The sequence below is a fragment of the Kribbella endophytica genome (assembly GCF_054781295.1).
Genome location: NZ_BAAGUR010000006.1, coordinates 201,473 through 227,119 on the forward strand (window position 1 = coordinate 201,473; position 25,647 = coordinate 227,119).

The 25,647-nt window shown below is 69.6% G+C and carries 22 protein-coding genes and 1 pseudogene; 19 read left to right on the forward strand and 4 right to left on the reverse strand.

The window, feature by feature from the left end; translation table 11 throughout:
• The first annotated feature begins 108 nt into the window (after window positions 1–108).
• The 5 genes and pseudogenes from ACYVIO_RS38850 (at window position 109) to ACYVIO_RS38870 (ending at window position 6,115) form a co-directional block, all read left to right on the forward strand.
• Window positions 109–789, forward strand: coding sequence for an MBL fold metallo-hydrolase (locus ACYVIO_RS38850; RefSeq protein WP_460656011.1), 681 nt, complete (start codon window positions 109–111; stop codon window positions 787–789).
• Window positions 790–793: 4 nt separating this feature from the next.
• Window positions 794–2,104 (forward strand): annotated as a pseudogene (gene hisS / locus ACYVIO_RS38855) (histidine--tRNA ligase); the annotation flags it as partial.
• Window positions 2,105–2,125: 21 nt separating this feature from the next.
• Complete coding sequence (gene aspS / locus ACYVIO_RS38860; protein ID WP_460656187.1) at window positions 2,126–3,919, forward strand: aspartate--tRNA ligase; 1,794 nt, start codon at window positions 2,126–2,128, stop codon at window positions 3,917–3,919.
• 138 nt (window positions 3,920–4,057) lie between these two features.
• Window positions 4,058–5,005 carry a glycoside hydrolase family 19 protein gene (locus ACYVIO_RS38865; protein WP_460656012.1) on the forward strand — a complete coding sequence of 316 codons (948 nt, stop codon included), beginning with the start codon at window positions 4,058–4,060 and terminating at the stop codon, window positions 5,003–5,005.
• 180 nt (window positions 5,006–5,185) lie between these two features.
• Window positions 5,186–6,115: a glycoside hydrolase family 19 protein gene (locus tag ACYVIO_RS38870; RefSeq protein ID WP_460656013.1), complete on the forward strand. Its 930-nt coding sequence runs from the start codon at window positions 5,186–5,188 to the stop codon at window positions 6,113–6,115.
• Window positions 6,116–6,121: 6 nt separating this feature from the next.
• On the opposite strand, the gene ACYVIO_RS38875 is transcribed toward ACYVIO_RS38870, so the two are convergent.
• Window positions 6,122–6,802, reverse strand: a complete 681-nt coding sequence (locus ACYVIO_RS38875; RefSeq protein WP_460656014.1) for a class I SAM-dependent methyltransferase — start codon at window positions 6,800–6,802, stop codon at window positions 6,122–6,124.
• Between the two features lie 157 nt (window positions 6,803–6,959).
• Between ACYVIO_RS38875 and ACYVIO_RS38880 the strand changes: the two genes are divergently transcribed.
• From ACYVIO_RS38880 to ACYVIO_RS38890, 3 genes are all read left to right on the forward strand, one after another.
• A complete protein-coding gene (locus tag ACYVIO_RS38880; RefSeq protein ID WP_460656015.1) occupies window positions 6,960–7,835 on the forward strand; it encodes a hypothetical protein in 876 nt (291 codons plus the stop codon).
• Window positions 7,835–8,188, forward strand: a complete 354-nt coding sequence (locus tag ACYVIO_RS38885; RefSeq protein WP_460656016.1) for a GntR family transcriptional regulator — start codon at window positions 7,835–7,837, stop codon at window positions 8,186–8,188. Before ACYVIO_RS38880 ends, ACYVIO_RS38885 begins: the two co-directional genes overlap by 1 nt.
• 124 nt (window positions 8,189–8,312) lie before the next feature.
• Window positions 8,313–10,346, forward strand: a complete 2,034-nt coding sequence (locus ACYVIO_RS38890; protein WP_460656017.1) for a GxGYxYP domain-containing protein — start codon at window positions 8,313–8,315, stop codon at window positions 10,344–10,346.
• On the opposite strand, the gene ACYVIO_RS38895 is transcribed toward ACYVIO_RS38890, so the two are convergent.
• Both ACYVIO_RS38895 and ACYVIO_RS38900 read right to left on the reverse strand, forming a co-directional pair.
• Window positions 10,343–11,491 (reverse strand): MFS transporter, encoded by a 1,149-nt coding sequence (locus tag ACYVIO_RS38895; RefSeq protein ID WP_460656018.1) that lies wholly within the window; start codon window positions 11,489–11,491, stop codon window positions 10,343–10,345. The two genes, ACYVIO_RS38890 and ACYVIO_RS38895, sit on opposite strands and share 4 nt — an antisense overlap.
• Before the next feature lie 25 nt (window positions 11,492–11,516).
• Window positions 11,517–12,104: an AMIN-like domain-containing (lipo)protein gene (locus ACYVIO_RS38900; protein ID WP_460656019.1), complete on the reverse strand. Its 588-nt coding sequence runs from the start codon at window positions 12,102–12,104 to the stop codon at window positions 11,517–11,519.
• A gap of 94 nt (window positions 12,105–12,198) precedes the next feature.
• On the opposite strand from ACYVIO_RS38900, the gene ACYVIO_RS38905 reads away from it, so the two are divergent.
• The 3 genes from ACYVIO_RS38905 (at window position 12,199) to ACYVIO_RS38915 (ending at window position 17,086) form a co-directional block, all read left to right on the forward strand.
• A complete protein-coding gene (locus ACYVIO_RS38905) occupies window positions 12,199–12,996 on the forward strand; it encodes a GNAT family N-acetyltransferase (RefSeq protein WP_460656020.1) in 798 nt (265 codons plus the stop codon).
• 78 nt (window positions 12,997–13,074) lie between these two features.
• Window positions 13,075–15,558 (forward strand): accessory Sec system translocase SecA2, encoded by a 2,484-nt coding sequence (secA2, locus tag ACYVIO_RS38910; RefSeq protein ID WP_460656021.1) that lies wholly within the window; start codon window positions 13,075–13,077, stop codon window positions 15,556–15,558.
• A 142-nt stretch (window positions 15,559–15,700) separates the two neighbouring features.
• Window positions 15,701–17,086: a replication-associated recombination protein A gene (locus ACYVIO_RS38915; protein WP_460656022.1), complete on the forward strand. Its 1,386-nt coding sequence runs from the start codon at window positions 15,701–15,703 to the stop codon at window positions 17,084–17,086.
• On the opposite strand, the gene ACYVIO_RS38920 is transcribed toward ACYVIO_RS38915, so the two are convergent.
• A complete protein-coding gene (locus ACYVIO_RS38920; RefSeq protein WP_460656023.1) occupies window positions 17,083–17,517 on the reverse strand; it encodes a SitI3 family protein in 435 nt (144 codons plus the stop codon). The genes ACYVIO_RS38915 and ACYVIO_RS38920 overlap by 4 nt on opposite strands.
• Before the next feature lie 43 nt (window positions 17,518–17,560).
• On the opposite strand from ACYVIO_RS38920, the gene ACYVIO_RS38925 reads away from it, so the two are divergent.
• The 8 genes from ACYVIO_RS38925 (at window position 17,561) to ACYVIO_RS38960 (ending at window position 25,635) form a co-directional block, all read left to right on the forward strand.
• Complete coding sequence (locus ACYVIO_RS38925) at window positions 17,561–17,881, forward strand: nuclear transport factor 2 family protein (protein ID WP_460656024.1); 321 nt, start codon at window positions 17,561–17,563, stop codon at window positions 17,879–17,881.
• Window positions 17,882–18,162: 281 nt separating this feature from the next.
• The gene (locus ACYVIO_RS38930; protein WP_460656025.1) at window positions 18,163–18,582 is read left to right on the forward strand and encodes a DUF948 domain-containing protein; all 420 of its coding nucleotides are present in this window, start codon (window positions 18,163–18,165) and stop codon (window positions 18,580–18,582) included.
• Window positions 18,579–18,830 carry a DUF6167 family protein gene (locus ACYVIO_RS38935; protein WP_184795671.1) on the forward strand — a complete coding sequence of 84 codons (252 nt, stop codon included), beginning with the start codon at window positions 18,579–18,581 and terminating at the stop codon, window positions 18,828–18,830. Before ACYVIO_RS38930 ends, ACYVIO_RS38935 begins: the two co-directional genes overlap by 4 nt.
• A 5-nt stretch (window positions 18,831–18,835) precedes the next feature.
• Window positions 18,836–21,505, forward strand: a complete 2,670-nt coding sequence (alaS, locus tag ACYVIO_RS38940) for an alanine--tRNA ligase (protein WP_460656026.1) — start codon at window positions 18,836–18,838, stop codon at window positions 21,503–21,505.
• A 136-nt stretch (window positions 21,506–21,641) separates the two neighbouring features.
• Window positions 21,642–22,136: a Holliday junction resolvase RuvX gene (ruvX, locus tag ACYVIO_RS38945; protein WP_460656027.1), complete on the forward strand. Its 495-nt coding sequence runs from the start codon at window positions 21,642–21,644 to the stop codon at window positions 22,134–22,136.
• Between the two features lie 22 nt (window positions 22,137–22,158).
• Window positions 22,159–23,349, forward strand: coding sequence for an endolytic transglycosylase MltG (mltG, locus tag ACYVIO_RS38950; protein WP_460656028.1), 1,191 nt, complete (start codon window positions 22,159–22,161; stop codon window positions 23,347–23,349).
• On the forward strand, window positions 23,346–24,176 hold the full coding sequence (locus ACYVIO_RS38955; RefSeq protein ID WP_460656029.1) for a shikimate dehydrogenase: 831 nt from the start codon (window positions 23,346–23,348) through the stop codon (window positions 24,174–24,176). The genes mltG and ACYVIO_RS38955 overlap by 4 nt, the downstream gene beginning before the upstream one ends.
• The gene (locus ACYVIO_RS38960) at window positions 24,163–25,635 is read left to right on the forward strand and encodes an FAD-dependent oxidoreductase (RefSeq protein ID WP_460656030.1); all 1,473 of its coding nucleotides are present in this window, start codon (window positions 24,163–24,165) and stop codon (window positions 25,633–25,635) included. Before ACYVIO_RS38955 ends, ACYVIO_RS38960 begins: the two co-directional genes overlap by 14 nt.
• Window positions 25,636–25,647 lie beyond the last annotated feature (12 nt).

Consider the following 25,647-nt stretch of genomic DNA (forward strand, 5'->3'; position numbering starts at 1 on the left):
CAAACTCCCCGCCTCCGCGCAACGGTGTTGCGTCACAATCCGGTGCGAGATCGGCGCCGGACGACCGGTAACCTTGGATGGTCCCGCACCCGTTCAGGAAGGTCAGTCGTGCTCATCGCCGGGTTCCCCGCGGGGTCGTGGGGTACGAACTGCTACGTGGTCGCCACCGGCCAGGGCGCTGAGTGCATCGTGATCGACCCCGGTCAGGACGCCGCGCCGGGCGTCGACCAGGTGGTCCGGGAGAACAAGCTCAAGCCCGTCGCCGTACTGCTCACGCACGGTCACCTCGACCACATGTTCTCGGTCCTCCCGGTCTGCGGTACGTACGACAGCACGGCCTGGATCCACGCCGACGACCGGCACCTGCTGGCCGACCCGATGGCCGGGATCAGCGCGGAGAGCGCACGGATGCTGCTCGGCGGTGACCACAAGTTCGCCGAGCCGGACGACGTCGCCGAGCTCAAGGACGGTCAGGAACTGGAGCTGGCGGGACTGCGGTTCACCGTCGACCACACGCCGGGGCACACCCGCGGCTCGGTCACCTTCACCACGCCGTACGACGGGCCGGAGGACGTTCCCGCGGTCCTCTTCTCCGGTGACGTCCTGTTCGCCGGGTCGATCGGCCGGACAGATCTGCCCGGCGGCGACCATCCGACGATGCTGCATACGTTGGCCACCAAGATCCTGCCGATGCGCGACGAGATCGTCGTCCTGCCGGGTCATGGTGGCCAGACGACCATCGGCCGGGAGAAGGCGACCAACCCCTACTTGCAGGACCTGGAGACGTAAAGCAATGAGCAAGGTGACCCCGATCAGTGGGTTCCCCGAATTCCTTCCCGCCGACCGGATCGTCGAGCTGCAGTTCCTCGACTCGATCCGGGAGACGTTCGAGCTGCACGGTTTCGCCTCGATCGAGACCCGTGCGGTCGAGCCGGTCGAGCGGCTTTCGAACCAGGGCGAGGACGCGGACAAGGAGATCTACGGCGTACGGCGGCTCGCGGCCGGCCCGGACGACGACGGCCCGGGCCTCGGGCTGCACTTCGACCTGACCGTGCCCTTCGCGCGTTACGTGCTGGAGCACGCCGGCAAGCTGGCCTTCCCCTTCCGCCGGTACCAGGTGCAGAAGGTGTGGCGCGGCGAGCGTCCCCAGGAGGGCCGGTACCGCGAGTTCACCCAGGCCGACATCGACGTGGTCGACAGCGGTGAGCTGCCGAACCACTACGAGGTCGAGCTGCCGCTGGTGATCGCCGACGCGCTGCGCAAGCTGCCGGTGCCGGAGTTCGTGATCAAGGTCAACAACCGCAAGATCCCCGAGGGGTTCTACCGCGGGCTCGGCCTGGACGACGTGACCACCGTGCTGCGGATCGTCGACAAGATCGACAAGATCGGCCCGGACAAGGTCGTCGAGCGCCTGGTCGAGGCCGGCGCGAGCGACAAGCAGGCCAGGCTGGCCGTCCAGCTGGCCGACATCTCCAGCACCGACACCTCGTTCGTGGAGCAGGTGCGGGCGCTCGGCGTCGAGCACGAGATCCTCGACGAGGGCCTGGAGCAGCTCAGCCAGGTGATGGCCGCCGCGGCCGAGCACGCGCCCGGCCTGCTGATGGCCGATCTGCGGATCGCTCGAGGCCTGGACTACTACACCGGCGCCGTCTACGAGATCTACCTGGTCGGCCAGGAGTCGTTCGGCTCGGTCGGCGGCGGTGGCCGGTACGACGCGCTCGCGTCCGACGGCAAGACGACGTACCCGGGTGTCGGCATCTCGATCGGTGTCTCCCGGCTGGTGCACCGGCTGGTCAGCCAGGGCCTGGTCAAGGGCAGCCGCAGTACGCCGACCGCCGTACTGATCGCGCTGACCGCCGAGGAGGACCGCGCCGACGCGATGCGTACGGCGGCAGCTCTTCGTCAGCGTGGCATCCCGGTCGAGGTCGCTCCCGCGGCGGCCAAGTTCGGCAAGCAGATCAAGTTCGCGGACCGTCGCGGCATCCCGTTCGTCTGGTTCAGCACCGAGAACGGCCCCGAGGTCAAGGACATCCGCAGCGGCGAGCAGGTGCCGGCCGACCCGGCCACCTGGACGCCCGGCGCGCACGACGTACGACCCAGCATCGAAACCCCCCCAGGAGAACTCGTGATCCGTACCCATTCCGCCGGCTCGCTCAGGGCCGAGCACACCGGGCAGACCGTCACCCTGGCGGGCTGGGTGGCGCGGCGGCGCGATCACGGCGGCGTGGCGTTCATCGACCTCCGTGACTCCAGCGGCACCGTCCAGGTCGTCATCCGCGACGAGGACGCCGCGCACGGCCTGCGCTCGGAGTACTGCCTGAAGATCGTCGGCACCGTCGCCGCGCGCCCCGAGGGCAACGCGAACGCCGACCTGCCGACCGGTGAGATCGAGATCATCACCGAGGAGATCGAGGTCCTCAGCGAGGCCGCGCCGCTGCCGTTCCCGGTCGAGGAGCACCACGCGACGCCGGTCAACGAGGAGGTCCGGCTCAAGTACCGGTACCTCGACCTGCGTCGTCAGGGCCCGGGCTCCGCGCTTCGCCTGCGCAGCAAGGTGAACAAGGCCGCCCGCGACGTCCTGGCCAAGCACGACTTCGTCGAGATCGAGACGCCGACGCTGACCAAGTCGACGCCGGAAGGCGCTCGCGACTTCCTGGTCCCGGCGCGCCTGCAGCCGGGCTCCTGGTACGCGCTGCCGCAGTCGCCGCAGCTGTTCAAGCAACTGCTGATGGTGGCCGGCATGGAGCGGTACTACCAGATCGCCCGCTGCTACCGCGACGAGGACTTCCGCGCCGACCGGCAGCCGGAGTTCACCCAGCTCGACGTCGAGATGAGCTTCGTCGACCAGGACGACATCATCGCGCTGTCCGAGGAGATCCTGGTCGAGCTGTGGAAGCTCGCCGGGCACGAGGTGCAGACGCCGATCCAGCGGATGACGTACGCCGAGGCGATGGCCCGCTTCGGTTCCGACAAGCCCGACCTGCGGATGGGTCTCGAGCTGGTCGAGTGCACCGACTACTTCAAGGACACCCCGTTCCGCGTCTTCCAGGCCCAGTACGTCGGTGCCGTGGTGATGCCGGGCGGCGCCGACCAGCCGCGCAAGCAGCTGGACGCGTGGCAGGACTGGGCCAAGCAGCGTGGCGCCAAGGGCCTGGCGTACGTGCTGGTCGGTCAGGACGGCGAGCTCGGTGGTCCGGTCGCGAAGAACCTGTCCGAGGAAGAGCGCGCCGGGCTGGCCGACCACGTCGGCGCGAAGCCGGGCGACTGCATCTTCTTCGCCGCGGGCCCGGTCAAGTCCTCGCGGGCGCTGCTCGGTGCGGCCCGCCTGGAGATCGGCCGTCGCGGCGGTCTGATCGACGAGTCGGCCTGGTCGTTCCTGTGGGTTGTCGACGCGCCGCTGTTCGAGCCGGCCGACGACGCGACCGCCGCCGGTGACGTCGCCGTCGGTTCGGGCGCCTGGACCGCCGTGCACCACGCGTTCACCTCGCCGAAGCCGGACTCGCTGGCGACGTTCGACACCGACCCGGGCTCGGCGCTGGCCTACGCGTACGACATCGTCTGCAACGGCAACGAGATCGGTGGTGGGTCGATCCGTATCCACCGCGAGGACGTGCAGAAGCGCGTGTTCAAGGTGATGGGCCTGACCGACGAGGAGGCGACCGAGAAGTTCGGCTTCCTGCTCGACGCGTTCAAGTTCGGCGCCCCGCCGCACGGCGGCATCGCGTTCGGCTGGGACCGGATCACCGCGCTGCTGGCCGGCGCGGACTCGATCCGCGACGTGATCGCGTTCCCGAAGTCCGGCGGCGGTTACGACCCGCTGACCGCGGCGCCGGCCCCGATCACCCCGGAGCAGCGCAAGGAGGCCGGCGTGGACGCCAAGCCGGAGGACAAGGACGCGAAGGCCGACGCCAAGGCCTAGGCCCCAAGAGCCGGCGCCAAGCGCCGGTTGTCCACTTGAGCAACGCACTCTCGGTAGTGGGAAAGTGACAACGCCGTGGGAATCTTCTGACAGATTCCTACGGCGTTCCCGTCCCTCCTCCCGCCCCAGGAGAACGTCATGCTCAAGCGAACGCTGTCCGCCGCACTGGCACTGGCCGGCCTGACCGTCGGGTTGGTCGCCACTCCGGCCCACGCCGTCGGCTTCCGGACCACCGCGACCAACCTCAACATCCGGTCCGACGCCTTCCTGTCGTCGTCGGTGATCAAGGTGCTCGCCGGGCCGACCACCGTCGACGTCGACTGCCAGAAGGCCGGCGACACCGTCACGGTGACCGGCCGGCCCGCGACCCGGTGGTGGGCGCATCTGCCCGCCCACGGCGGCTACGCGACCGTCGCCTATCTCGACACTCCCGGCGACAAGCTCCCCGGCGTACCGGAGTGCATCGTCGATCCCAATCCGCCGACAGGCGACGTGACGCTGGCCGACGTACAGGCCATGTTCGGCAGCCGGATCGCGAACCCGACGCTCGTCAACACCGGGCTGCCGTCGCTCAACCAGGCGATGCGGGACGCCAACATCAACACCCCGCGGCGCAAGGCGGCGTTCCTCGCGACGCTCGTGCACGAGTCGCGGCTGGAGTACAACATCCGCGAGATCGGGGACACTCGCGTGTACGGCGGTCGCGGGTACATCCAGCTGACCGGCGACTTCAACTACGGCCCGGCCGGCCGGTACTTCGGGATCGACCTGCTGGGCAACCCGGAGCTCGCCCGGTCGCTGCAGTGGTCGGCGCCGATCGCGCGCTGGTACTGGACCGTGGCGCGCAACATCAACCCGATGGCCGACGCACTCAACATGGGCAAGGTGAACGCCGCGATCGGCTACCCGGCCGGTGCGGAGGACGGGCGCCGGTGCGACTCGTTCAAGAACGCGCTGCGCTACCTGACCGGGTCGGTGCCGTCCGGAGTGATCTGCACCCGGTCGAAGGCGTACGCCGGTGACACCAGCAAGCTGACGCGGGCGCAGTTCGACGCGCTCGGGCAGGCGCCGGGGACGGTCGGCTGACCGTCGTACGCGCTCTGAACGCACGGTGCCGTGGCAGTTACCTGTCACGGCACCGTGTCACGGGCATGGAAAGGGTTGAGTGTCGGCCAGCGCCGGTGGAAAGTGACAGTGTCGCCTCGTGGGCAGACAACTTTTCACGACGCGACGCTCCGTCCGCCCTTCCCGCCCCGGGAGCACGTCATGCGCAGATTCCGTCATCTCCTCACCGCCGCCCTGGCCCTGACCGTCGCCGGTCTGGTCACCGCCCTCCCCGCCCAAGCCGCCGTCTTCCAGACCTACGGCACCGGCGTGAACGTCCGGGCCGACGCCTTCATCTCGTCACCGGTCGTCCGCACGCTGCCAGGCCCCACCGCGATCGACGTCGACTGCCAGAAGCTCGGTGACCTGGTCACCGTCAGCGGCGGCTCCAGCCGGTGGTGGGCGCACGTGCCCGCGCTCGGCGGGTACGTCACGGTCGCGTACGTCGCGATCCCCGAGGACAAGCTGCCCGGCGTCGCCGAGTGCGGTGGCACGAACCCGCCGGCCGGTGACATCACGCTGGCCGACGTCCAGGCGATGTTCGGCAGCCGGATCGCCAACCCGTCGCTGGTCCAGACCGGCCTGCCGTCGCTGAACCAGGCGATGCGCGACGCGCAGATCAACACGCCGTACCGCAAGGCCGCCTTCCTGGCCACGCTCGTGCACGAGTCGCGGCTGGAGTACAACATCCGCGAGATCGGCGACACCCGCCCGTACGGCGGTCGCGGGTACATCCAGCTGACCGGTGACTTCAACTACCGGCCCGCCGGGCAGTGGCTCGGCGTCGACCTGATCGGCAATCCCGAGCTGGCGCGCGACATCCGCTACAGCGCCCAGATCGCGCGCTGGTACTGGACGGTGGCACGCAACATCAACCCGTACGCCGACCAGCTGAAGATGGGTCGCGTCAACGCGGCGATCGGCTACCCGGCCGGTGCTGAGGACGGCCGCCGGTGCGCGACCTTCCAGACGGCCATTGCTTATCTCACCGGTCAGCCGGCGCCTGCGGTCAACTGCAGTCGTACCGGGAAGCTCGCCGAGGACACCAGCAGGCTGACTCGCGCGCAGTTCGAGGCCATCGCCGGCAAGTAGAAAACCCTATAAAAGCTGGGTTGTGAGCCAGGTGTGGTCTGGGGTGAGGTAGTCGACCTTCCCCAGACCCTCCTCGGCGAGCAGGGCTTCCAACTCCTCGTCCGTGAAGTTCTGAACGACGACGCGTTGGCTCCACGTGCGACCGGTGACCGTGTGGGTCATCGTCGCCGCATCGATGTCGCCTGGCAGGTGTTCGACCTCGGAGATTTCGAGGCGGTGGTCGGGGCGTTCCATCACCATCGGCTCGGCGAAGGATGCCCGGTCGTGGCGTTGGAGGATGACGACTCCGTCCGCGCGCACGTGGTGGGTGCAGGTCGCGAGCAGGCGACGGCGTACGGCGTCGTCCGGCGCGTTGATGAGGAACGACATCATCAGCACCACGTCGAAGCGCCGGTCGAGACGGAGGTCCTCGATCGAGCTCTGGATGGTCTCGCTCGTGACGTGGGAGAGCATGTCGGGCGACTCGTCGACGGCGACGACTTGATGGCCGCGGGCGGTCAGCGGGCGGGTGATCCGGCCGGTGCCGCAGCCGAGCTCGAGGATCTCCGCGTACGGCGGGAGGGCGGCCGCGATGACCTCGTCGTCGCCGTGCGCGCCGGCGTCGACGTACAGCTCGACCGGGCTGCCGTCGGGCGTGATCGCGCCGGGACCGGTGCCGCCTTGTCCGGAACTGCCTCGGATGTCCATGCCGCCAGCATCGCCGATCCGCCGGGGGAGCGGCAGACTTTCGGCGCCTGCCGAATGTCCGGAGCGAGCGTCAGCTTCAGGCTGGTTCGACGGTGCTTGACAGCCTCCTCTTTGTATCAATACATTTGGTACAACGACTCGGAGGGATGTGGCAGCGATGGATCTGCTGTGGCTGGTGGGGATCATGGTCCTCGCCCTGGTGGTGGTGTGGTTCTTCCGCAAGAAGGCCGCGAAGGCCGAGGTGGACCGGTTGGTGGACCGCGGCGGACTACCGCCGGAGCCGGAGCTGGTCGCCTCGGCGCTGCGGTGGCATGAGCAGCGCCAGAGGATCCTGATCCTCGGCACCCTGATCGGCACCCTCGCGGGGGGAGCGATCATCGTGCTCGCCGACCAGGTGGTGGAGATCGACCTGGTCGCCAGCGACGGGCTCGACGTCCGCCTGCTGACCTGGATGCTCGCGGCCGCGGCGGCCGCCGGCGGTGTGGCGACTCTGCTGCAGAGCTACCGTTCCGTGCGCGCGGCGGGCAGTGACGGACCGCGAGCCGCCGCACTCCGGCCGCGGCAGCTCAGTGACTACCTGAGTCCGATCGAGATCGCGATCCACCGCGGTGTGGTCCTGCTGCCGTTGGCCGCGGTCGGGCTCGGTGTGGTGGTGCTCAGTGGAAGTGATCACCCGGCCAGTGGGTGGATCCTGATCGCGAGCGGACTGATCGCGGTCCCACTGTGGATGGCCGGGCTGTGGCTGCAGCAGTTGGCGTTGCGGGTCAATCAGTCCTCTGGCGGCGAGTCCGAGTTGCGCTGGCAGGAGGCGCTCCGCGCCGCGACCCTGCGCGATCTCGGCGCCGCCGTGGCGACCGTCGGCTGGCTGCTCGGTGCGGCGGTCCCCCTCTCGTTCCAGTGGCCGAGTGACGTCCCCGGCTTCGTGGAGCCGGTTGCGTCCGGGCTGTTCGTGGTCGCGATGGCGGCCATGTGTGTGATCTGGGGAATCGCCGCCAGTCGTCGCGGCCTGCAGCGGGTTCAGCGGGTGGCCTGATGATCATCACGGTGGATCCGGCCGCCACTCGGCCGCCGTACGAGCAGGTGCGTAGTCAGATCGAGCAGTTGATCCGTCGCGGGGAGCTGGCGCAGGGGACGCGGTTGCCGACCGTGCGCCAGCTGGCGGGGGATCTCGGGCTGGCGGTGAACACGGTCGCCCGGGCGTACAAGGAGCTCGAGGCGGACCGGCTGATCGAGACCCGCGGGCGCAACGGCACGTTCGTGCTCGCCTCGCGCAGCGAGGTCGACGACGAGGAGACCCGCGCGGCCGCGACGGTCTTCGCCCGCGCCGCCCGCCGCGCGGGTCTCAGCCTCGCCGAGGCGACCCGCGTCCTCGACGAGGCCTGGTAGTTCAGCTCGGAAACGATTCCAGATTTCTCCTTCGACAACGTTGTCGAGGTCTGTACAGCGTGTAGCCCCGTTGTTACTGTCGCCCGCATTTGACAGCGATGTCAGCGACAGGGGAGTGGTCACGATGGTCTCGAGACGAACGTTCCTGGCGGGCAGCGGCGCGGTGGCGGCCGGTGGATTCGGCTGGTTCCAGGCCGGATCCGCGGCGGCGACCGGGCAAGTCGGCAGCGGTCTGGTGAGCGCTGCGAGCAACACCGGGGGCCGGCGCCTGCTGCCGGCCTTCGCCCGCCCCAAGCACCTGCACTACGGCGATGTCAGCAAGCTGAGCGGTGGTGACCAGACCCTGCTCAGCACGCTCCAGGGCGTGGTGAACCGCAGCCGCCCGGAGCTCTACTACTTCTTCTCGACGATGGACAACGACGGGGTCGACGGCCGGTGGCTGCGCGATCTCGGCGTACCGACCACCCGGTACGCCGACCCGCTGGACCTCGTCGCGAAGTACAAGCGCCACATCCGCGGCGCGATCCTGCACGACCCGGAGGTTCCCGATTCGCTCAACGTCGCGACCACCCTGGCCGGCTTGGAGAACGCGGTCGTCGCTGACGCCGCCCAGGCCAAGGCGCACGGGCTCCGCGTCGTGAAGGACCTGCGCGGCATGTTCGACGACGACCGTGTGAAGACCTACCGCTGGCAGCTCACCAATCTCTTCCCACGCTGCTCGCACCAGCTCCTCGCGGGTCTGCCACCGACCATGGTTGTGCAGTCCGAGAACCTGACCTGGCACGAGATCGCCCGCGAGACGCGGCAGATCCGCGACGAGTCCAACCGCGGCACGTTCACGCTCGACGTCTCGCCCGCACTCGGCCAGGGCACCGTGTACGTGCGCTTCCAGGACTCTTTTGGCGACGACGGCTGGGGCCCCTCGGTGCTGTCCGTCTCCGCGAAGGCGAACGGCACGACGATCGCCACGTTCGCGCCCGGCACCCCCGAGGAGGCGCCGTTCCTGTTCGACGGCCTGAACTCCTCGATCGGTGGCTCCAGCAACCGTTTCGCCGACGGCGGCGGCTACTTCATCTACCAGTTCACCCCGCCCGCCGGTACGACGAACCTGACCGTCACCGTCGAGATGTGGAACCAGTACCTGGTCACCGCCACCGACACCGCGCCGACCAGGGTCGAGCCGTTCCCGTACTTCCGCGACTACGTCGTCGCCACCAAGTCGCTGGTCAGCTGGCTCCCGCCGAACGGTCCGACCGGCGACCTCCTGCGTGAGCACTTCAACAAGGTCGGCCCGACCACGCCGTACGCCGGCTGGTTCGCGAACGACGTCGCGGGGGAGTGGAGCGGCGTCGACCTGGCCGCGCAGGGCGGCTCCGAAGTGCTGCCGGCCGACTTCTACATGAACGGCACGGTCCACTCCGGCGTCGTGGCGCCGATCTCGGACAAGGTCAAGAAGTTCACGCCGATCAAGCCGCAGAAGAAGATCTACGTGACGCTGACCTTCGGCGAGGGCGACAACGTGCAGTACTGCCAGCGGCACATGCGCGACCTGTGGGACGACCCGCGCCGCGGCGACGCCCCGGCGAACTGGACCGTCAGCCCGTTGCTGGCCGACATCGGCCCGGGCATCTTCAGCCACTACCAGCGCACCGCGACCAAGAACGACCTGCTGGTCTGCGGCCCGTCCGGCGCCGGCTACACCTACCCGGGCGCCTGGCCTGCCGACCAGATGGAGGCCTATCTCAAGCTCTCCGGGACCTACGTACGCCGTACCGGCATGGACCTGGTCTACGCCTACAACCACCGCGAGGGCGACGCGTGGGTGCCGTTCTCGGAGGCGATCGGTCGCGCGTACGCCGAGCACACGCAGATCCGGGGCATCATCCAGTCGTGGGAGAAGGGCGACCTGCTCGTACGCCGGGGAGGCCTGCCGGTGATCGGCAACTTCTCCCCGCCCGGCAAGGCCGCCGAGTACAAGGCGGCCCTCGACGAGCACACCAAGGCCTGGACCGGCGACGCTCCACTCTTCATCGCCGGCGGTGTGAACGCCTGGTCCTGGACCCCGACGGACGTCGCCGAACTCGCCGAGCTGCTCACCGCGCCGTATGAACTGGTGCTGGGCAACGTGTTCTTCGACGCGCTGAACAAGGTCCTCTAGGGCTCGGTCCGGGGAAGGACCGCGGAGATCGCGACCAGCACGGCCGAGAGCGCCAGCGGCAGGAACATCGCCTGCTGGATCCCGACGCGCTCGACCAGCTGGCCGATGATCGCCGGGCCGACCAGGAAGGCGGCGTACCCGAAGGTGACGACGATCGCGAGCATCCGGCCACCGCCGACGTGCCCTGCGACGGCGTACACCTGCGGTGCGACCAGTCCGACCCCGAGACCGACCAGCGCCCAACCGACCAGCAGCAGTGGCAGCGGGTCGGTGAACACCGTGACGAGGTAGCCGGCCACGGCCGTCACGCCGCCGACCCGTACGACGGCGCGACGGCCGAACCGGGCCACGACCTGGTCGCCGAGCAGGCGGACGACGACCATGAACCCGCTGACCGCGACCAGGCCGAGCGCGCCGGTCGACGGGTCGATGTGCGCGACGTCGGTGACGTGCACGGACGACCAGTCGACGGCCGTGCCCTCGGCGAGGCCGAAGCAGAACGCCATCAGGCCGAGCGCCCAGGCCAGCCGGGGGATGGCGATCCGTACGCCGTTCTGCTTGTGCTCGATCCGGCGGCCGTTCGGAACGATCCGGTACGCGATCGCGATGCCGATCAGCCCGAGAACGGCCAGCGTGCCGAGCGCCGGACCGACGTTGCCACCACCGGAGCGGTCGAGCAGGCGGCCGACCAGTACAACGGTGCCGGCGGCGGTCAGGTTGCCCAGGCTCCAGAACGCGTGGAAGCGGCTCATGATCGGCTTCGGCCGGGACTGCTCGATCTCGACGCCGAGCGAGTTCATCGCCACGTCCATCGCGCCGTTGCCGAGGCCGGCCAGCACCATCCCGACGATTGCCCACGGCAACGAGTGGGTCAGCGCGAGCGTGCCGACCCCGGCGGTGAGCAGGCACAGCGTCACGAGCGCGACCGGCCGGGCGCCGATCCGGTCCGCGAGGCGGCCGCCGATCTGCATCGAGACGACCGCGGACACCGCCAGGCAGAACAGCAGCAGCGACAACCCGGACGCGCTGACGCCGAGCCGGTCGCGCATCGCCGGGAGCGTGCCGCCGACGCCGCCGATCAGCGCCCCGTTGACGCCGAACAGCAGGAAGACGGCGCCGGCTGCCGTACGGGAACCCATGTGCATGGGCTCATTCGATCACGGCAAGCGATTACCAGCGGTGGGCGACGTCCACGACGAGACGGTGGGAGTTGCCCGGTCCGGTCAGCAGGTGGGACTGGAACGGCAGCCGGGCCCGGACGCCGAGCGCCAGAGTCGTCCGGCCTTCGAAGCTGCCGCCCCAGGCCACTTGGCGGAAGGTGTCGTAACCGCTGACGTTCGACACCTCGCGCAGGTTCTTCAGCGGGTACGTCGGGCGGCCGGCGTCGTCGTACGCGGGCGCCTCGACGTCGATCCGGAGCTTCGCGCCGCCGCGGGCCGGGATCGGGTCGCCGGAGCCCTCCTGCTGCACGACGTTGACGTACTGCACCTGGTACGCCGTGGCCGGGCCGGCCAGGTCGATCACCAGGCGGTCGAAGCACGCGTGCCGTCCGGTCCGGACGTTCTCGACCGTCGCGGGACGCAGCGTCTTGGTTGCCTCAGGCAATGAACCCCAGCCGGACGCGCACTCGGCGGACGGCCGGGCGGCGGTGGTGTCGGGCGGCGCTGCCGCCGCGGGGAGGGCGGCGACGGCGAACGCGGCCAGGCCGGTCCCGATCGTGGTGCGGACAGGGTGTCGAACGCTGCTGAACATGGTCATGGTCGTTCTCCCTTCCGATGCTCTTCTGGTGCCCACTTCGTAGACGTCCTAATAGAGGTGACGGTTGACACCGCGGCGAGGAAGATGAGCCTCGATGATGAATTCCGCTGAGCTCCTCGACGTCTTCCACCGCCGCATCCGCCTTCCGGACGCCGACACGATCCCGGGCTGGAAGGTCGAGCACGACGGCCTCGTGCACCGCTCGTACGCCGAAGGGCCGGGTGGCGGCGGCTTCGTCGAGACCCCGCGCGGCCTGGGCGACGACCCGGACGCGGTGATCGCCCGCGAGCTCGCGTTCTTCCGCGAGCGCGGTCTGGCCTTCGAGTGGAAGACCTACGCGTACGACGAACCGGCCGACCTCGGCGAACGGCTGGTCCGGCACGGGTTCGTCGCCGAGGACCCGGAGACGCTGATCCTCGGGGACGTCGAGACGATCCTCCAGCGGCCGCTGACGCTGCCGTCGAAGGTGGTGATCCGCGACGTCGACGAGGCGGCGGACTTCCACCGGATCGCCGTACTGACCGACACCTTGTGGAACAACGGTCTCGAGCGGATCGAGGAGCAACTGGCGGGAGAGGCGCGGATGTTCCCCGATCGGCTGGTGGTCAGCGTGGTCGAGAACGCGCTGGACCAGGGCGGGCCGGTGCTGACGTCCGGATGGATCCGGTTCCATCCCGGGACCGGGTTCGCGAGTCTGTGGGGCGGCGGGACGCTGCCGGAGTGGCGGCGGCGCGGGCTGTACTCGGCGATGCTGGTGCACCGCGCGCGGATCGCTCGGGAGCGGGGTTACGAGTACCTGCGGGTCGACGCGTCGCCGGACTCGAGCCCGATCCTGCAGAAGCTGGGGCTGCACGCGGTCACCACGACTACGCCGTACACCTGGACGCCGTGACCGGCCGGGCCGTGCTCGCGCGGTAACACGCGGGTCGCCGTACGGAACGACCGGGTCACGTTGTACGTTGCGGAGATCATGGCTCTGAAACTCACCTCGCGCTTCCGCCGGCTCCTGCAGCGCCCCGGCTCGATCGACCTCGGCCCGTACGAGAAGCTGACCGTCGCGGTCGGTGAGGCGGGCGAGTCCTCCACCGGGCTCACCGACGAGGAGCTGACCGAGGTGGTCGCCGAGATGCGGACCGAGGGCGGCCTCGACGAGGACGGCCTGATCGAGTTCCTCGCGCTGGCCCGCGAGGCCGGCGAGCGCGCGATCGGCGAGCGGGCCTTCGACGGCCAGATCGTCGGCGCGCTGGCGCTGCTGCAGGGCCGGGTCGTCGAGATGGCGACCGGTGAGGGCAAGACCCTGGCCGGCGCGTTCGCCGCCGCCGGGTACGCGATCGGTGGCCGCAAGGTCCACGTGCTCGCGGTCAACGACTACCTGGCCGAGCGCGACGCGGAGTGGATGGAGCCGCTGTACAAGCTGCTCGGCGTCACGGTGAGCCACGTCGGGCAGGCCTCGTCGCCGGAGGAGCGCCGCGCGGCGTACCAGGCCGAGGTCTGCTACGCGCCGGTGAGCGAGGTCGGGTTCGACGTACTGCGTGATCGCCTGGCCGGCGACGTCGCGGACCGGGTGTCCGCGGAGCCTGACGTCGCGTTGGTCGACGAGGCGGACTCTGTGCTGATCGACGAGGCGCGGGTGCCGCTGGTGCTGGCCGGTGCGACCCGGTCCGAGGAGCTCGACGACGACGTCGTCCAGCTGGTCCGGACGCTGCGTGCGGGCGTGGACTACGAGGTGGACGGCGACGGCCGGTCGGTCGCGCTGACCGACAAGGGCACCGACACCGTCGAGGAGCACCTCGGCGGGATCGACCTGTACGACGACGCGAACCTGGACAAGATGACCCAGGTCAACGTCGCGCTGCACGCCGAAGTGCTGCTGCGGAAAGACGTCGACTACCTGGTCCGTGACGGCAAGGTCCACCTGATCAACAACAGCCGCGGCCGGATCGCCAAGCTGCAGCGCTGGCCCGACGGGCTGCAGGCCGCGGTCGAGGCGAAGGAGGCCGTGCCGGTCAGCGAGAGCGGCGAGGTGCTCGACAGCATCACCGTCCAGGCGCTGATCAAGCGGTACCCGAAGCTGTGCGGCATGACCGGTACGGCGGTCGTCGTCGGCGAGCAGCTGCAGGAGTTCTACGCCGTCGAGGTCGCGGTCGTCCCGCCGAACAAGCCGAACATCCGGATCGACGACACCGACCGGCTCTACCTGACCGTCGAGCAGAAGAACAAGGCGCTGGTCGCGCACATCAAGGAGATCCACGAGACCGGGCGGCCGATCCTGATCGGCACGCACAGCGTCGAGGAGTCCGAGCAGCTCAGCGACCAGCTCGAGGCAGCCGAGGTGCCGCACGTCGTACTGAACGCGAAGAACGACGCCGAGGAGGCCGCGATCGTGGCCGAGGCCGGTGTGCCGGAGACGGTGACCGTGTCGACGCAGATGGCCGGCCGCGGTACGGACATCCGGCTGGGTGGTCGCGACGGATCGAACGGCCGCGAGCGGGCCGCCGAGCTGGGTGGTCTGTACGTCGTCGGGACCGGTCTGCACGCCTCGCGGCGCCTGGACGACCAGCTGCGCGGGCGCGCCGGACGGCAGGGTGACCCGGGTGGGTCGCTGTTCTTCGCGAGCCTGGCCGACGAGCTGGTCACGCGGTACTCGATCACCTCCGGCCTGCGGCCGTCGCCGGACAAGGACGGCCGGCTGACGGATCGCAAGGCTGTCGGGACGCTGGAGCACGCGCAGCGGGTCGCCGACGGCGCGAACGCTGAGCTGCTGCGTACGACGTGGTCGTACAGCCGGCTCACCGAGCAGCAGCGGGCGATCGTGCTGGACACGCGGGAGAAGATCCTGGTCTCCGACCTCGCCGCGGAGAAGCTCGCGGCGTCGTCGAAGGAGCGGTACGACGAACTGGTCGAGGCGCACGACGAAGACATCGTCAAGGACGCCGCACGCCGGATCGCGCTGCACCACCTGGACCGCCGCTGGACCGACCACGTCGCGTACCTCGCCGACCTCCGCGAGGGCATCCACCTGCGCTCGCTCGCCGGCGGCATCGTGCACCTGAAGCCGATCGACGAGTTCAACAAGTCCGCGATCGCGTCGTTCGACACGCTCATCGACGACGCCTGGAAGGACGCGGCGGAGTCCCTCGACAGCGCCGAGATCACCGAGAACGGCCTGGACGAGGAGAAGTCCGGCGTTCCCCGCCCGACCGCGACCTGGACCTACCTGGTCAACGACAACCCCTTCGGCACCGAGGCGGACCGGATCCTCGGCCGTCTCCGCAACGCCATCAAGGGCGACGAGTTGGTGACCGTCGAGGACGACACCCCGGTCGAACTGGCCGACGAGGACCTCCCCGAGGAACTCCGAGACCTCGACGAGGACGACCTGTCCGACGAGCTCCCCGAGGAACTCCGCGAGGCGGACGACGACGAGGACAGCGGCGACCACAAGCAGAAATAAGCGGCTGCCTGCCACCTGACTCTTTCCGGCCGGAGCGGCCTCGCACGCTGCAACCTGGTCGGCCGCACCTGCAGGGCCTCGTTGGAGGAGTCTGCTGGGCCCTTCACCGCGGGGTGTCGGCGGGCCTAGGTAGGCTCGTCGGGTGACCGAAGGCTTGTTCGATCTTCCTGGTGCTCCTGCTCCCGCGCGCGGGGGTGGGAGTCTGGCGGACGCCGATCACACCTCGGCGCCGCTGGCGGTGCGGATGCGGCCTCGGAGCCTGGACGAGCTGGTCGGCCAGCAGCATCTGCTGGCGCCTGGGTCGCCGTTGCGGCGGCTGGTCGAGGGCGACCAGCCGATGTCGCTGCTGCTCTGGGGACCGCCGGGGACCGGCAAGACGACGATCGCCGCCGTGGTCTCGCACCAGACGAATCGCAAGTTCGTCGAGTTGTCCGCTGTGACGGCCGGGGTGAAGGACGTTCGGCAGGTGATCGACGCTGCTCGGCGGGAGTTGTCGCGGCCGGGTGAGTCTGTCGAGACCGTGCTGTTCATCGACGAGGTTCACCGGTTCACGAAGGCTCAGCAGGACGCGTTGCTGCCGGGCGTGGAGAACCGGTGGGTCACGCTGGTCGCCGCCACGACGGAGAACCCGTTCTTCTCGGTGATCTCGCCGCTGCTGTCACGGTCGTTGCTGCTGACGCTCGAGTCGCTCACCGACGACGACATCGCCGTACTGCTCGATCGTGCACTGACCGACGAGCGGGGCTTGAACGCCGAGTTCGAGCTGGCGGCGGACGCGAAGGATCACCTGCTGCGGATGGCGGGCGGTGATGCCCGGCGTGCGCTGACGTACTTGGAGGCAGCCGCCGGGGGAGCACGCGCGAAGGCTTCCGACACAGAAGATGACAAGCCGGTACTGATTGACCTGAAGACCCTGGAGACCGCCGTTGATCGCGCGGCGGTGCGCTACGACCGGGCGGGGGATCAGCACTACGACGTGACCTCGGCGATGATCAAGTCGATCCGGGGCTCGGACGTCGACGCTGCGATGCACTACCTGGCGCGGATGGTCGAGGCCGGCGAGGACCCGCGGTTCATCGCACGCCGACTGGTGATCTCGGCCAGCGAAGACATCGGCATGGGCGACCCGACCGCGCTCGGCGTCGCGATCGCGGCGGCCGAGGCGGTGCAGCTGATCGGCATGCCGGAAGCGCGGATCAACCTCGCGCAAGCCGTCGTCGCGCTCGCTCTCGCGCCGAAGTCGAACGCGGTGATCACGGCGATCGACGCCGCGATCGCGGACGTGAAGGCCGGCAAGGTCGGCCCGGTGCCGTCGCACCTGCGCGACGCGCACTACGCCGGCGCGAAGAAGATCGGCCACGGTTCGTCGTACAAGTACTCGCACAACGACCCCCGCGGTGTTCTCCCGCAGCAGTACGCGCCGGACGTCGTCGACAAGGTCGACTACTACCAACCCACCCGCCGCGGCGGAGAAGCCGCGTACGCCGACCGCGTCGCCGCCATCCGGAAGATCCTCCGGGACCGCTAGTCCCCGGGGTAGGCCATCGGACGGCGTTCGTACGGCGACGGCAGCAGGGCCAGCAGCTCAGGTGTCCAGAACGTCTCGCCGACCGTCAGTTCCCGGCCTCGTCGCAGCAGCAGGATCCGTTCGAAGTCCTGCTGCAGGACGGCGTCTCCGGCCTGCGCGGCGAGCAGTACGACGACGAGCCGCACCATCTCGGCGTTCTGGATCTCGAAGTCCGCGAACTTGTCGAGCCGGAAGCCGACCGAGATCTCCGGCTCCTCCAGGACCAGGTCGGCCGCACCGTCGAAACGCACGGTGACCAGCAACCCTCCGGCACTCTTGTACGCCGAGACCGGCGCCTGCCAATCGACCGCGGTCAGTGGTGGAACGAGCAGCGCGCCGATGGCCTCCGGGGCCGTGGAACTGCACAGCTGCAAGCAGTACTCGATCGCCACCCGACCGACTCTAAGCCGCCCCCAGGCCAGTCCACACTGGGACATGGACAACTCACGGAGTGCGGCCGAGCACGTCGAGGCCTTCAACCAGGCCGTCACCACCGGCGACTGGGAGACCTTCTCCGATCGCTTCGCCGACGACGCGACGATGACCTTCACCAACGTCCCCGCCGGCCCGTTCCGCGGGCGGGACGCGATCGCCGAGGCGTACCGCACCAACCCGCCCACCGAAACCATGCGCCTGCTCGACGCGACGCACGACGGCACCGCCCGTTTCGCCTGGGCCTCCGGTGCGACCGGCACGATGGAGCTCGCCTGGGACTCCGAGGGAAAGATCCGGCAGCTCACCGTCACGTTCGACTGAGCCCCAACGGGCGGTGACCGTCCGCTCTCACATGTCGCGGTTCGCCATCGCGCACCTCCTATCGGGCTGCCCCAGCAGTCAATCCGGTGCGGCGGCACCTGGGCACTGTCTTCGACGCACGAGCAACTGATTGACAGGCGCCGGTTGTCCACAGCGGGCGAACAGCCGAGTTGGTGGGTGACTGTGATCTGGGGGATGGTGTCCTGGAGCGGAGTGCGGTAGGGCCGCGCGATAAGGTCGGGCGGTCCACGTGGTCGCAACGGGAAGGTGGATCGTTTCCAATGAGCGTCGGTGAAGTCGCGGGGCTGATAGCGGCCTGCGCACTGCTCGTCCTGGTGGGCCTGCTGGCCTATCCGATCCTGAAGCTGGGCAAGGTGCTCGACGAGACCCGGCTGATGGTCAAGGGCGTGTCCGACTCCAGCATCCCGTTGCTCGGCGAGGTCACCGAGACCGTCGCGACGACCAACGCGCAGCTGGCCAAGGTGGACACGATCACCGACAACGCGACCACGGTGACGACCAACGCCGCGGCCCTGGCGTCCCTGTTCGCGGCGACCGCCGGCGGTCCGCTGGTGAAGGCGGCCGCGTTCACGTACGGCGTGCGCAAGGCGCTCGGTGACAACCAGCGCCGCGACGTGGCCCGCCGGGTGAAGGACGACATGAAGGCCGAGCGCAAGGCGCGTAAGCGAGGCGACCTGTGATCAAGCGGATCCTGTGGTTCGTGATCGGCACCGCCGTCGGCGTCTACGCCGTCACCCGGCTGAAGAAGCGGGCCCAGGTGCTCGCGCCGGAGAGCCTCCAGGCCTCGGCGGACAAGATGGCCAGCGCGATCCGGCACTTCGGCGACGAGGTCCGGGCCGGGATGGCCGAGCGGGAGACCGAGCTGCGCGACGCGCTCGGCATCGACACAGCGGCAGCACACCAGACACAGCGTGAGGACGACCGGTAACACCCATGGAAACCAGTGAGATCAGGCGGCGGTTCCTGCAGTACTTCGAGGACCGCGGTCACACCGTGGTGCCGAGCGCGCCGTTGCCGTCGCCGGACCCGAACCTGCTGTTCAACGTGGCCGGGATGGCCCAGTTCGTGCCGTACTTCGTCGGCCAGCAGACGCCCCCGTACGCGCGGGCGACCAGCGTGCAGAAGTGTGTCCGGACCCTCGACATCGAGGAGGTCGGCAAGACCACCCGGCACGGCACGTTCTTCCAGATGAACGGCAACTTCTCCTTCGGGGACTACTTCAAGGAAGAAGCCGTCCAGTTCGCCTGGGAGCTGGTCACCAAGCCGCAGAGCGAAGGTGGCTACGGCTTCGACGAGTCGGTCCTGTACGCCTCGGTGTACTACGAGGACGACGAGGCGATCGACATCTGGAAGCGGGTCGCCGGGCTGCCCGACGACCGGATCGTCCGGCTCGGCATGAAGGACAACTTCTGGTCGATGGGCATCCCGGGTCCGTGCGGCCCGTGCTCGGAGATCCTGATCGACCGCGGCCCGCAGTTCGGCGCCGACCGGGACTGGGAGGCGGGCGACCGCTACCTGGAGTTCTGGAACCTGGTCTTCATGCAGAACATCCGCGGCGAGGGTGGCGGCAAGGACGGCTACCCGATCCTCGGTGAGCTGCCGAAGAAGAACATCGACACCGGTCTCGGCCTGGAGCGGGTCGCGTACCTGCTGCAGGGCGTCGACAACATGTACGAGATCGACGAGATCTTCCCGGTGATCGAGAAGGCCTCGGAACTGAGCGGCCGCAAGTACGGCTCCGAGCACGTCGACGACGTCCGCTTCCGCGTGGTCGCCGACCACGTCCGCAGCGCGCTGATGCTGATCGGCGACGGCGTCACCCCGGGCAACGAGCAGGGCGGGTACGTCCTGCGCCGCCTGCTGCGCCGCGCGATCCGTTCGATGCGCCTGCTGGGCTACGAGGACCCGAGCCTGGTCGAGCTGCTCCCGGTCAGCCTGCAGCAGATGAAGAAGTCCTACCCCGAGCTGGAGGCCGACTTCGGCCGGATCAGCCAGGTCGCGTACGCCGAGGAGGAGGCGTTCCGCCGCACTCTCACGGCCGGTACGACGATCTTCGACCTCGCGGTCCGCGAGACCAAGGCCGGCGGCGCGCACCAGCTCGAGGGCGCGAAGGCGTTCCAGCTGCACGACACGTACGGGTTCCCGATCGACCTCACGGTCGAGATGGCCTCCGAGCAGGGCCTGAACGTCGACACCGAGGGCTTCCGCTCGCTGATGAAGGAGCAGCGCGAGCGGGCCAAGGCCGACGCGCGGGCGAAGAAGGCCGGCCACGCGGACACGTCGGGCTACCGCGAGCTGCGCGAGTCCGGCGCGACCGAGTTCACCGGGTACGCCGAGCTGGCGACCGACTCGCGGGTCCGCGGGCTGCTGCGCGACGGCGTCGTGGCGAACGTGGCCGAGCAGGGCGAGACCGTCGAGGTCGTGCTGGAGAAGACCCCGTTCTACGCCGAGTCCGGTGGCCAGATTGCCGACGCGGGCCTGATCGTCGCCGACGGCGTGAAGCTGAAGGTGCTCGACGTCCAGCGGCCGGTGAAGGGCCTGATCGTGCACCGCGTCGAGGTCCTCGAAGGTGTCCTGCAGCCGGGCACGGACGTGCACGCGCAGGTCGACCACGACTGGCGGATCCAGGCCTGCCAGGCGCACTCGGGCACGCACGTCGTGCACGCCGCGCTGCGCCAGGTGCTCGGCCCGAACGCGCTGCAGAGCGGTTCGTACAACAAGCCCGGCTACCTGCGGCTCGACTTCGCGTGGTCGTCGGCCCTGGACCAGGCGACCCGGTCCGAGATCGAGGAGGTCGCGAACCTCGCCGTACGGCAGGACCTCGCGGTGTCCGCTCAGTACATGACACTGCCCGAGGCCCGTGAGTGGGGCGCGCTGGCGCTGTTCGGTGAGACGTACGACGAGCAGGTCCGCGTCGTCGAGATCGGCGGCCCCTGGTCGCGCGAGCTCTGCGGTGGCACGCACGTGAAGCACTCGTCGCAGGTCGGCGCGCTGACCGTGACGAGCGAGTCGTCGGTCGGTGCGGGCGTCCGCCGGATCGAGGCGTTCGTCGGCATGGACGCACTGCACTACCTCGGCCGCGAGCGGTCGCTGGTCCGGCTGCTCAGCGAGAACCTGAAGACCCGTCCCGAGGAGCTCCCGGCCAAGGTCGCCGACCTGGCCGAGCGGCTGCGGGCGGCGGAGAAGGAGCTGGAGAAGGTCCGCGCGGGTCAGGTCCTGGCGGCCGCGGGTGACCTGGCGAAGAGCCCGAAGGACGTCTTCGGGGTCGCCTTCGTCGGAGCCCGTACGCCGGACGGCGTCGGTGGTGGCGACCTGCGCAAGCTGGCGCTCGACGTCCGTGGCCGGATGCCGGCCGACAAGCCGGCCGTGGTCGCGCTGGTCGGCGTGAACGACGGGAAGCCGGCCGTCGTGGTCGCGCTGAACGACGTCGCCCGCGAGTGGCGGCTCAAGGCCGGTGACCTGGTCCGGGTCGCCGCCGAGCAGCTCGGTGGCCGCGGTGGCGGCAAGGACGACGTCGCCCAGGGCGGTGGCACGGACCCGGCCGGCACCGACAAGGCGCTGTCCGCGGTCGAGCACGCCGTCGGCCAGCTGGTCACGGGCTAGGACGCACGATGAGGAGGTCGTCGACCGCCGCGACCGGGTCGGCGACCGCCGTACGGCGTACGTCAGACGCGCGCCGCTGGGCCGAGGGGCCGCGCGGCGCCGGGGCGTCCGCATGCCCCCTGGCTGAGGCACACTGATGCGCCGGGGGGTGCGGGTCGCGCTCGATATCGGCGACGCCAGGATCGGCGTCGCCAGTTCTGATCCGCACGGGATCCTGGCCACTCCGGTGGAGACCGTACGGCGTGGGCCCGGGGACCTTGACCGGATCGTTACGCTCGTACACGATCTCGAGGCGTTCGAGGTCGTCGTCGGGCTGCCTCGTTCGTTGAACGGGGGTGAAGGGCCGGCGGCGGTCAAGATCCGGGAGACCACCGAGCTGCTCCGCCAGAAACTGGTGGCCGGCCAGGACAACCCGAACGCGACGGACGGAGTGGAACAGGTGCGGACGACGTCGGTGCGGATGGTGGACGAGCGGTTCACCACGGTCACCGCCGAGCGGATGCTGCGGGAACGGGGAAAGAAGGGCGCCAAGCGGCGCGCGGTGGTCGACCAGGCCGCGGCGGTCGTGATTCTGCAACACGCGCTCGACTTCGAGCGGGAGACCGGCAACCCACCCGGGAGGCCCCTGTGAACGGAACAGCGGTGGTCGAAGGATGAGCAGGACGTACGGCGAAGTGGACGAAGGTGACGACCTCGACGTCGATCTGGGCCTGCGCCCGGAGAGCCGGACCGAGCGGCGCGCCAACCGCAAGAAGCAGCGGGCCCGGCGCGGCTTCGGCTGCTTCGCGGGCATCGTCTCGCTGGTGGTCGTCGCCGGGCTGATCGGCGGCATCGTGTTCGGTTTCGGCAAGGGCCGCGACTACCTGGAAGGCCTGTTCGCCGCGCCCGACTACGAGGGCGAGGGCACCGGCTCGATCCAGGTCGAGGTGACCAAGGGCCAGAGCTCGCAGGCGATCGCGGACACGCTGGAGAAGAAGGACGTGGTGAAGTCCGCCCGCGCCTTCGAGCGGGCCGCCCGCGAGGACCCGCGCAGCACGCAGATCCAGGCCGCGACGTTCACGCTGCGCAAGAAGATGTCGGCCAAGGCCGCGCTGGCGCTGATGCTCGACCCGGCCAAGTCGATCCGGGTCACCCGGGTCGGGGTGAACTCCGGCTGGACCAAGGAGCAGGTCGCGCAGAAGCTGCAGGAGAACAAGACGGTCAAGCTGCCGCCGGGTTCGGTCGCGGCCGCGATGAACAAGCCCTGGTCGCTCGGGCTGCCGTCGTACGCGAAGAACAACCCGGAGGGCTTCCTCTACCCGGGCACGTACGACGTCCCGAAGAACGCCACGGCGTACACGATCCTGAAGCTGATGACCGCGCAGTTCGCGAAGACGCAGGCCGAGCTGAAGCTGCCGCAGGTCGCGCAGCGCAAGAAGCTCGACCCGTACCAGGCGGTGATCGTGGCCAGCATCGTCGCCGCGGAGACCAACCGGTCCGACGACTACGGCAAGGTCGCCCGGGTGATCTACAACCGGCTGCAGCGCAACATGCGGCTGCAGATGGACTCGACCGTGCACTACGTGACCGGGCGCAACGGTGGGGTGTTCACCAGCGACGAGGAGCGCGACTTCGACTCGCCGTACAACACGTACAAGTACCGCGGGCTGCCGCCGACGCCGATCAACTCGCCCGGCAAGGACACCCTGCGGGCGGCGCTGAACGCGACGCCGGGGCCGTGGCTGTACTTCACGCTGGTCAACCTCGACACCGGTGAGACCGCGTTCGCGACCACCGACACCGAGCACCAGGCGAACGTCGCCAAGCTGCAGGCGTGGTGCCAGGCGCACAAGGGCCGCTGTTGATCACTCGCTGTGCCGTGCTCGGCAGCCCGATCGCGCACTCTCTGTCGCCGGCGATGCATCGGGCGGCGTACGCCGAGCTCGGGCTGGACTGGCGGTACGACGCGTACGAGGTCGCGGAGGACGAGCTGCGCGGGTTCCTCTCCACGCTCGGTGACGACGTGCGCGGGCTGTCGCTGACGATGCCGTTGAAGCGGGTCGCGCTGGAGCTGGCAGACACTGTCGACCCGATCGCCGAGCTGATCGGCGCGGCGAACACGATGCTGTTCGAGCCCGACGGGTCGCGCTCGGTGCACAACACCGACGTACCGGGCCTGGTCTCGGCGTTCGCCGAGCGGGGGATCACCGGCGCCGACTCGGCCGTCATCCTCGGTGGCGGCGCGACGGCGGCGTCGACGCTGGCGGCGTTGCGTGGCGGGTTGAAGGTCAGCGAGGTGACGCTCGTCGTCCGGGACATCGCGAAGGCCGAGCGCCTGCTCGACCTGGCGGCCGCGCTCGACCTCAAGACCTCGGTGACCGACTTCCAGCAGGTCGAGCAGATCGGCGGCTTCGACCTGTGCGTCTCGACGCTGCCTGGCGGTGCGGTCGATCCGTGGGCGGAGCACTTCGCCCAGGTCGCGCCGGTGGTCTTCGACGTCGCGTACCACCCGTGGCCGACGCAGCTGGCGCTCGTGGCGCACCGGATCGGTACAGAGCTGTTGAACGGTCTTGATCTGCTCGTGCATCAGGCGACCTTGCAGGTCGAGATGATGACCGGTAGGTCACCCGCGCCGCTGGCGGCGATGAGGGCCGCAGCGCGTGAGGAGCTCGACGATCGTGAGCCGCAGTGAGGATCTCTGGAACCGCCGTACCGTCCTGAAGGCCGGAGGTCTGCTCGCCGCGGGCGCTCTGGCGACCGCCGCGGGCGCCGAGGTGGTGCACGCTGCGACCGGTGCCACCGCCGCGCCTGACTGGGCGGCGCTCGACCGCGCGGTCAAGGGCCCGCTGTTCCGGCCGGGGCAGACCGGGTACGCCGCGTCGCACCAGCTGTTCAACCCACGCTTCGACTCGATCCAGCCCGCCGGCGTCGTCCGGGCCGGCAGCGTCGAGGACGTTCGGCAGGCGATCCTGTTCGCGAAGAAGAACAAGCTGGTCTGCGTCCCGAAGGGCGGCGGTCACTCCTACGTCGGCGCCTCGGCGGTGACGAACGGCCTGATGGTCGACGTCGGCCCGCTGCGCGGACTCACCTACGCGAGCAACGCGATCCAGATCGGCGCCGGCGCGCGCCTGTACGACGTGCACGCCTACCTCGACAAGTTCGCCCGCTCGCTGCCGACGGGCACCTGCCCGACGGTCGGCATCGCGGGCCTCGCGCTCGGCGGCGGGATGGGGATCCACACGAGGACGTACGGGCTCACCAGCGACCGCGTGCTCTCACTGCAGGTGGTGACCGCGGACGGCGTCGTACGGACGGCGAGCCCGACGCAGAACGCGGACCTGTACTGGGCGCTGCGCGGCGGAGGCGGCGGGAACCTCGGCATCGTCACGTCGTTCCGGCTGGCGACGATCGGCGCGGGCAAGCTCGGGTTCTTCCGGCTGACCTGGCCGGAGTCGAAGGCGGCGGCCGTCCTGAAGGGCTGGCAGCGGTTCGCGAAGGAAGCGCCGGCGACCTCGTGGGCGAACCTGCACATCACCGGCACCAGCAGCGGCGCGCTGTCGATCCACGTCGTCGGGATCTCGACGACCGGGTCCGCGACGTCCGCGGCGGCCCAGCTGGAGTCGTTCATCGGCGCCAAGGGGTCGACCCGGTCGATCTCGGTGAAGACGCACATGGAGGCGGTGAAGTACCTCGGCGGCGGTACGACGAGCCCGCGGCAGGGATGGCTGGCCGGCTCCGACGTACTGCGTGGGCCGATGGACGCCGCGACGATCAACGGGCTGCTCGGTGCGGTGAAGACCGCCGCGAAGGCGAAGGTTGCCGCGTCGGCGATCCTCGATCCGCTCGGTGGTCAGGCGGCGAAGCAGCCGCCGGGCGGTTCGGCCTGGCCTTGGCGGTCGGCGCTGGGCGTCATCCAGTGGTACTCCGGGCTGCCGGCGCACCCGACGACCGCGCAGCTGCGTGCGGCACAGGGGTTCGTGACCAACGGGCATCACGCGGTGACCAAGTTCTCGGCCGGCGGCTACATCAACTACCTGGAGGCCGGCCGGTCCAACCCGTCGTACTACGGCGGGAGCCTGGCGCGGTTGCACGCGATCAAGCAGAAGTACGACCCGACGAACTTCTTCCACGCTCCGTACACCTTTGCCTGAGTAAGGTTCCTC